This is a genomic window from Curtobacterium sp. MEB011 (genome assembly GCF_030209655.1).
Taxonomy (GTDB): domain Bacteria; phylum Actinomycetota; class Actinomycetes; order Actinomycetales; family Microbacteriaceae; genus Curtobacterium; species Curtobacterium poinsettiae.
On record NZ_JARVRN010000003.1, the window covers coordinates 325,860 to 332,789 of the forward strand.

Genomic DNA, 6,930 nt, shown 5'->3' on the forward strand with positions numbered 1-6,930 from the left:
GAGCCGTGGCCGGGTCACCGTGCCGTGGCCGAGTCACCGGGATCAGGCAGGTCTGGCCGTCAGGCCCGCTGGCCGGCCACGTCGAGCAGCTCGCGAGCGTGCTCGATGCCGCTGGCGCTGTCGCCGAGCCCGGAGAGCAGCCGAGCCATCTCCTGCAGCCGGTCCTCGCCTTCGAGCCGTCGCACACTCGACGAGGTCACGGCACCGCTGGCGTCCTTCACGACGTTGAGGTGGTTGTTCGCGAACGCGGCGACCTGGGCCAGGTGCGTGACGACGATGACCTGCGTGCGCTCGGCGAGCTTCGCCAGCCGCCGGCCGATCTCGATGGCCGCCGCCCCACCGACACCCGCGTCGACCTCGTCGAAGACGAAGGTCGGCACGGTGGTGCTGCCGGCCATGACGACCTCGATCGCGAGCATGACGCGCGACAGTTCACCACCGGACGCCCCCTTGCCGATCGGCCGGGGGTCGGTGCCGGAGTGCGGCTGGAGCAGGATCGTCACCTGGTCACGGCCGTGGCGGCGGTACTCCCCCGCGTCGGTGACCTCGACCACCAGGGTCGCGCCACCCATCGCGAGGGTCTTCAGCTCGGCCGTCACACGCTTCGCCAGGTCGGCCGCCGCCTTGGTACGCGCCGTGGTGAGCGCTGCGGCGGCGGACTCGAGCGCCTGCTCATCCTGCTCGACCGACTGCTGCAACGCCGCGATCCGGTCGTCGTCGCCGTCGAGTTCGAGCAGCCGGTCACTCGCGCGCTGACCGTAGGCGATGACGTCGTCCACCGTCTCGCCGTACTTGCGGGTGAGGCCGGCCAGCAACGCCCGGCGTTCGTTGATGAGTTCGAGGTCGTGCCCGGCTTCGGGTTCCAGGGAACCGAGGTAGCTCGAGATGCTCGCCGACGCCTCGGCCGCCTGGATGCCCAGCTCCGTGAGCTGCTCGAGCACCGGCTGCAGGGCACTGTCCGACGACACCACACGCTCGACGGCACGGCGCGCGGACTCGACCAGGCCGACGACGTCCGAGACGCCGTCGAGGGACTCGCTGGACAGTGCCTCGTGCGCCAGGGCAGCCGACAGCCGGAGCTCCTCGAGGTTCCCCAGGCGCTCGGCGCGCTCGGCCAGCTCGACGTCTTCCCCGGGCTGCGGGTCGGCGGCTTCGATCTCGTCGGAGGCCGCACGGATCCGCTCGGCCTCGGCCACCCGGTCGTCCCGGTCACGGACCAGGACCTCGAGTTCACCGGCGTGCTGCTGCCAGGCGTCGTACGCGGCCACGTACCGGGCAAGGGCCTTCTCGAGCGAGGATCCCCCGAACCCGTCCAGCGCTGCCCGCTGCGCGGTGGCCGAGGTCAGGCGGATCTGGTCGGACTGCCCGTGCACGGTGACGAGCTGGTCGGCGAGTTCACCGAGGACCGCGACGGGGGCACTGCGACCGCCGACCGTGGCACGGCTGCGCCCCTCGGCGGAGACCGTGCGGGTGAGGATGAGCTCGCCGTCCTCGACGGTGCCGCCGGCGTCCTCGACACGTTCGGCGACCGCGTCCTGCTCGGGGACGTGCCAGCGGCCTTCGACGACCGCGCTCGACGCGCCACGGCGAACCGAACCGGCGTCGGCCCGCGCACCGAGCAGCAGCCCGAGTGCGGTGACGATCATCGTCTTGCCCGCACCGGTCTCCCCGGTGACCACGGTGAAGCCCGGCCCGAGTTCGAGCGTGGTCTCACCGATGACACCGAGGTCGCGGATCGCGATCTCCTCGATCATCGGTCGTCCTCCGTGCTCATCGGTCGTCCTCGTCGCTCTGGGGGCCGCGCCACCCGGCGACGGGCAGCTGGAACTTCGCGACCAGCCGGTCGGTGAACGGGGCGTTCTTGAGCCGGGCGACGCGCACCGGGTCGGGCGAACGCCGGACCTCGACGCGGGCACCCGGGGGCAGGTCGTGGGTGCGGCGTCCGTCGCACCAGAGCACGCCGACGCCGCTCGTTCGCCGCAGGACCTCGATCGCGAGCGTGCAGTCCGGCCCGACGACGATCGGACGGGCGAACAGGGCGTGGGCGCTCAGCGGCACCATGAGCAGTGCGTCCACATCGGGCCACACGATGGGGCCACCACCCGAGAACGAGTACGCCGTGGAGCCCGTCGGGGTCGACACGACCACACCGTCACAACCGAAGGACGACAGCGGGCGGCCGTCGACCTCGGTCACGACTTCGAGCATCCGCTCACGGGACGCCTTCTCGATCGTGGCTTCGTTCAGCGCCCAGCTCGAGTAGACGATCTGGTTGCCCAGGACGACGTCGACCTGCAGGGTGACGCGTTCCTCGACGTTGTACTCGCCGGACAGCGCACGCTCGACCGTCTCGGCAAGACCGTCGCGCTCGCTCTCTGCCAGGAACCCGACGTGCCCCAGGTTCACCCCGATCAGCGGAGCACCGGTGTTCCGGACGAGTTCCGCGGCGCGGAGGATCGTGCCGTCGCCGCCGAGCACGATGACGATCTCGAGCTGGTTCGGCTGGACGTCGACGCCCAGGATGTCGACCTTGCCCACCGACGCTTCGGCGCGGCGGATGTCCGCGTACTCGTCGAAGGGCATGACGGGCGTGAGACCGGCGGCGTGCAGGAGGTCGCAGACCTCGACCGCGGCGTCGATCGAGTCGCGGCGACCCGTGTGGGACACGAGCAGGATGTGCCGTTCGTCGCTCATGAAGACCCTTCCGTGAGTTCGGTCGCCCGGACTCTCCATTCTGTCGGATTGCCCCCGACACCGCGCTGGAAGCGGGCCAGGTACTCGTGGTTGCCGTGTGTCCCGACGATCGGGGACGCGGCGAGCCCACTGGTGCCGAGGCCCAGGTCCCACGCCGCCCACAGCACGTTCATGAGCGCGTCGTTCCGGAGCCCGGCGTCGTGCACGATGCCCTCGCGGACACCGCCACGACCCACTTCGAACTGGGGCTTCACCAGCAGCACGAACTCGTCCGCGGGGACGGCCTCGGCCAGCGCCGGCAGCACGAGTCTGAGCGAGATGAAGGACAGGTCCCCTACCACGAGGCTCGTGTCGGTGGCTGCGTCGTCGAGCGCCAGGTAGTCGGCGCGCGTGAGGTTCCGGGCGTTCGTCCCCTCGACCACGGCGACGCGTTCGTCGAGCGCGATGGTGGGGTGGAGCTGTCCGTGGCCCACGTCGAGCGCGATGACACGGCGCGCACCACGTGCGAGCAGCACCTGGGTGAACCCGCCGGTGCTCGCGCCGACGTCGAGCACGACACGATCGGCAGGGTCGACGTCGAAGGCGTCGAGCGCACCGACGAGCTTCCGGGCTGCACGCGACACCCATTCGTCCGCGGCGTCGACCTCGATCTCGGCGTCTGGCGCGACCGGCGTCGACGGCTTGAGCACGGCACGCCCGCCGACGAGCACTCGGCCGTCCTGGATCAGCTTGCTGGCCACGGTGCGCGACCGAGCGAGTCCGCGTGCAGGGAGCAGCGCGTCGAGGCGGACCGGGGTCGCGTCGGGGACGGCTCCGTCCGGCTCAGGCACTCGCGGAGCCGCCGCTCTCGAGCCGCGTCCGCAGCTCGTCGTGCAGCGCGGAGAAGGCGTCGGCGCGATCGACGAGCGGGAGCGTCTCTGCCTCGGCGGTCCGCGCGGCGAAGGCGTCCTGCTGCTCGGGTTCGGCGGACGGCTGCTCGGAGTTCGGCACGTCCGACACGCTACTCGCCGCCGTACAGCTGCGGGTCGACGTCGAGCCCGTAGATGGCCAACTCGGACTCCCAGATGATCGTGGAGCCGGCGCGCAGTCGATCGATGTCCGTCCCGGCGTCGAGCACCCGGACCACGTGCCCGCGCATCGCCACCGTCGAGGTTCCGACGGTCACGTACCGGGTGCCGTCCTCGTCCTCGCGCCGCACCGTCTCCGGGTACGGCTGGGACAAGCCGCGGAGGTCTTCCAGCACGTAGGTGGGACGCGAGCGCTGGTCGGCCGCGAGCACCTGCTTGGCCTGGTCGATGCCGGTGAGCACGAGCACGCTCGGGATCCCGACGTCGTTCGCGCCCTTGATGTCGGTGTCCAGCCGGTCACCGATGAACAGGGTCCGACCGCCGCCGAAGCGTTCCACCGCGGTGTCGAAGATCGGCCGCTCGGGCTTGCCGGCGACCACGGGCATGCGACCGACGGCCTGGTGCACGGCGGACACGAGCGTCCCGTTGCCGGGGGCGATGCCGCGCTCGACGGGGATCGACCAGTCCATGTTCGTCGCCACCCACGGCACGTCCGGGTCGGCCAGGGCGAACGACGCCTCGGCCAGTTCCTTCCAGCCGAGATCCGGCGAGAAGCCCTGGATCACCGCTGCCGGAGAGTCCTCGGCGCTCGACGTCACCGTGAACCCGGCTGCCTCGACGATGCTGGACAGGCCGAGCCCGCCGGTCACCAGGACGGTCGACCCGGCCGGCACCAGGGTCGCGAGCAGCTGGACGCCGGCCTGCGACGAGGTGACGACGTCGCCCTCGGACACCTCGAGCCCGTAGCGCTCGAGGTGTTCAGCGACGTCGATCGGGCGGCGCGATGCGTTGTTCGTGATGTAGCCGACCCGCGCCGTGAGGGATGCCCGGGTCAGTGCTTCGACCGCGTGCGGGATCGCGTTGCGGCCCCGGTAGACGACGCCGTCGAGGTCGGTGAGGACCACGTCGACGCCGTCGGTCAGCGCCGCCGGGTGCTCAGCCGGCTGCGGAGCCGTCGACGTCGCGGGGGTTGTCGTCGTCGATCTCGCCGGGCTCGTCGGCTGCCGAGGTGTCGTCGTCGAGGTCGTCGAAGGCTGGTTCGTCGTCGAGGTCGTCGTCGACATCGTCGGCGGAGTCGTCGTCGCCGTCGAGTGCGTCGGTCGCGACGTTGTCGGTTCCGAGGTCTTCGGCGTCGTCGTCTCCGGCGTCTCCGGCGTCTCCGGCGTCTCCGTGTACTTCGACTTCGATCGTTTCCTCGACCACATCAACTGTCTCCCAAGCGTTGTCGTCCGCGATTTCGGCGAGGGCCGCTGCCGCGCGGTCCACTCGGGCCCACCACTCGTCGGCCTCGTCCTGTCGACCGAGCTCCTCGAGCGTGGCCGCGTAAGCACTGTAGAGCGCCGGGGACCACGTGTAGGCGGTGGACGGGTCGAGCTGTGGAATCTCCAGCTCGCCGAGCGCAGCTGTGGGATTCCCGAGGTCGAGACGGGCGCCGGACATGGCGATCGCGAGTTCGACCTGCACCGGTGTCTCGAGGGCCGACCGTTCGACCGAGCGGCCGAGTTCGAGCGCGCGCTCCGGACGTCCGAGGCCGCGCTCGCAGTCCACCATCATCGGCAGCTGGTCGTTGCGACCCGAGATCCGGCGGTAGGTGCGGAGCTCACGCAGGGCCGTGGCGAAGTCGCCGAGACGGTAGGCGGTGATGGCAGCGGTCTCACGGACGACACCGACCCGACCAGCACGACGAGCCGCGCTCAGCGCGTGCTGGTTCGCCGTCTCCGGGTCGTCGTCGACGAACAGCGCAGCAGCCACCAGGTGACGAGCCACCCAGTCCGCGTTGTCCTTGCTGAGGGTCTTCAGCTCCATGCGGGCGGCCGGGTCGAGGTCACGCGCATCGATCTCTTCGGGGATCTCCGGGTCCTCGTGACGCGGACGGATGGACTTCGTGCCGTACGGATCGCGGTCTTCCCAGTCGTCGCGGGCCGCTTCGCCGAAGCGTGCACCGGCGTGCCGGGAGCCGTCGCCGAACCGACGACGCTCCTCGCCACCATCGCGGCTCGGACGGTCCGAGGACCCGCCACGGAACGGACGGTCGGAGGAGCCGCCACGGTCGCCGTCGCGACGCGGGCGGTCCGAGGAGCCACCACGGTACGGACGGTCACCATCACGAGCCGGACGGTCCGAGGATCCCCCGCGGTACGGACGATCGCCATCACGACGCGGACGGTCCGAACCGCCCTGGAAGGGTCGGTCCCCGTCACGGCGCGGCCTGTCCGAGGACCCGCCACGGTTCGGACGATCGCCATCACGAGCGGGACGGTCCGAGCCACCGCGGTACGGGCGATCGCCATCACGAGCCGGGCGGTCGGACGATCCACCGCGGTACGGGCGATCGCCATCACGAGCGGGACGATCGGACGAGCCACCGCGGTACGGGCGGTCACCATCACGAGCGGGACGATCCGAGCCACCGCGGTACGGGCGGTCACCGTCCCGACGCGGACGGTCAGAGCTCCCACCACGGTACGGACGGTCAGCATCACGAGCCGGACGATCCGAAGACCCACCACGGTACGGACGGTCACCGTCACGACCCGGGCGATCGGCACCACGCGGACCATCCCCGCGCGGCGGACGGCCTGCGGCGCCACGATCACCCTGCCACGAGGGTCGGTCATTGCGGTCGCTTGACCGGAACGGACGATCGCCGTCACGACGCGGAGCGCTGTCCCGGCGGGGAGCACCATCGCGGAACGGACGGTCCCCACCTTGCGGACGATCGCGACGGTCACCCTCGCGACGCTCGAACTCACGAGGACCAGAGGACCATCGGCCGTTGCTCTGGTCGTCACGACGCGGAGCACCATCACGACGGGGGAAACGATCGCCGTCCCGCCGGGGTCGATCTCCGCGGTCGCCGTCGTTCCGCCGCTGATCGTCGTCGTTCGCCACCGTTGCTCCTCATCGCGTGCCCGGTGCAGTGCCTCGGGCGTTCATCCGCTGTGTCGTTGTGTTGGGTGCCGCGTCGGTCGCCCGACGGTGGTTCCAGTCCATCACGAACCGGAGCCGGCGTCGAGTGAACGGCGGCAGAAACAGAAATGGCCACCGGCCCCGACCGAGAACGAGGGTTTCCCCTGCGAATTCTCGATGGAGGGCCGATGGCCACATCTTTCTTACGTTAAGTCCGGCGGCGTCCTACTCTCCCACAAGGTCCCCCTTGCAGTACCAT

The 6,930-nt window shown here is 70.8% G+C and carries 7 protein-coding genes; all 7 read right to left on the bottom strand.

The window, feature by feature from the left end; all coding sequences use genetic code 11:
* Positions 1-59 precede the first annotated feature (59 nt).
* Genes recN through QRN30_RS05645 form a run of 7 tightly spaced genes read right to left on the bottom strand, consistent with a single transcriptional unit; the run spans position 60 to position 6,493 of the window.
* Complete coding sequence (recN, locus tag QRN30_RS05615; RefSeq protein WP_071251335.1) at positions 60-1,754, bottom strand: DNA repair protein RecN; 1,695 nt, start codon at positions 1,752-1,754, stop codon at positions 60-62.
* A 16-nt stretch (positions 1,755-1,770) separates the two neighbouring features.
* Positions 1,771-2,694: an NAD kinase gene (locus QRN30_RS05620; protein ID WP_284760604.1), complete on the bottom strand. Its 924-nt coding sequence runs from the start codon at positions 2,692-2,694 to the stop codon at positions 1,771-1,773.
* Entirely contained in the window at positions 2,691-3,524 is an 834-nt protein-coding gene (locus tag QRN30_RS05625) for a TlyA family RNA methyltransferase (protein WP_071251342.1), read from the bottom strand. The genes QRN30_RS05620 and QRN30_RS05625 overlap by 4 nt, the downstream gene beginning before the upstream one ends.
* A complete protein-coding gene (locus QRN30_RS05630; RefSeq protein ID WP_284760605.1) occupies positions 3,517-3,684 on the bottom strand; it encodes a hypothetical protein in 168 nt (55 codons plus the stop codon). The genes QRN30_RS05625 and QRN30_RS05630 overlap by 8 nt, the downstream gene beginning before the upstream one ends.
* Before the next feature lie 10 nt (positions 3,685-3,694).
* On the bottom strand, positions 3,695-4,666 hold the full coding sequence (locus QRN30_RS05635; protein WP_231564126.1) for an HAD-IIA family hydrolase: 972 nt from the start codon (positions 4,664-4,666) through the stop codon (positions 3,695-3,697).
* Between the two features lie 31 nt (positions 4,667-4,697).
* Positions 4,698-5,567 (bottom strand): tetratricopeptide repeat protein, encoded by an 870-nt coding sequence (locus QRN30_RS05640; protein ID WP_284760606.1) that lies wholly within the window; start codon positions 5,565-5,567, stop codon positions 4,698-4,700.
* The gene (locus QRN30_RS05645) at positions 5,558-6,493 is read right to left on the bottom strand and encodes a hypothetical protein (protein ID WP_284760607.1); all 936 of its coding nucleotides are present in this window, start codon (positions 6,491-6,493) and stop codon (positions 5,558-5,560) included. Before QRN30_RS05645 ends, QRN30_RS05640 begins: the two co-directional genes overlap by 10 nt.
* Between the last annotated feature and the right edge of the window lie 437 nt (positions 6,494-6,930).

Coding starts and splice junctions, on each gene's coding strand:
- QRN30_RS05620 (WP_284760604.1), bottom strand. CDS start 2,694: ATGAGCGACGAACGGCACATCCTGCTCGTGTCCCACACGGGTCGCCGC.
- recN (WP_071251335.1), bottom strand. CDS start 1,754: ATGATCGAGGAGATCGCGATCCGCGACCTCGGTGTCATCGGTGAGACC.
- QRN30_RS05640 (WP_284760606.1), bottom strand. CDS start 5,567: ATGGAGCTGAAGACCCTCAGCAAGGACAACGCGGACTGGGTGGCTCGT.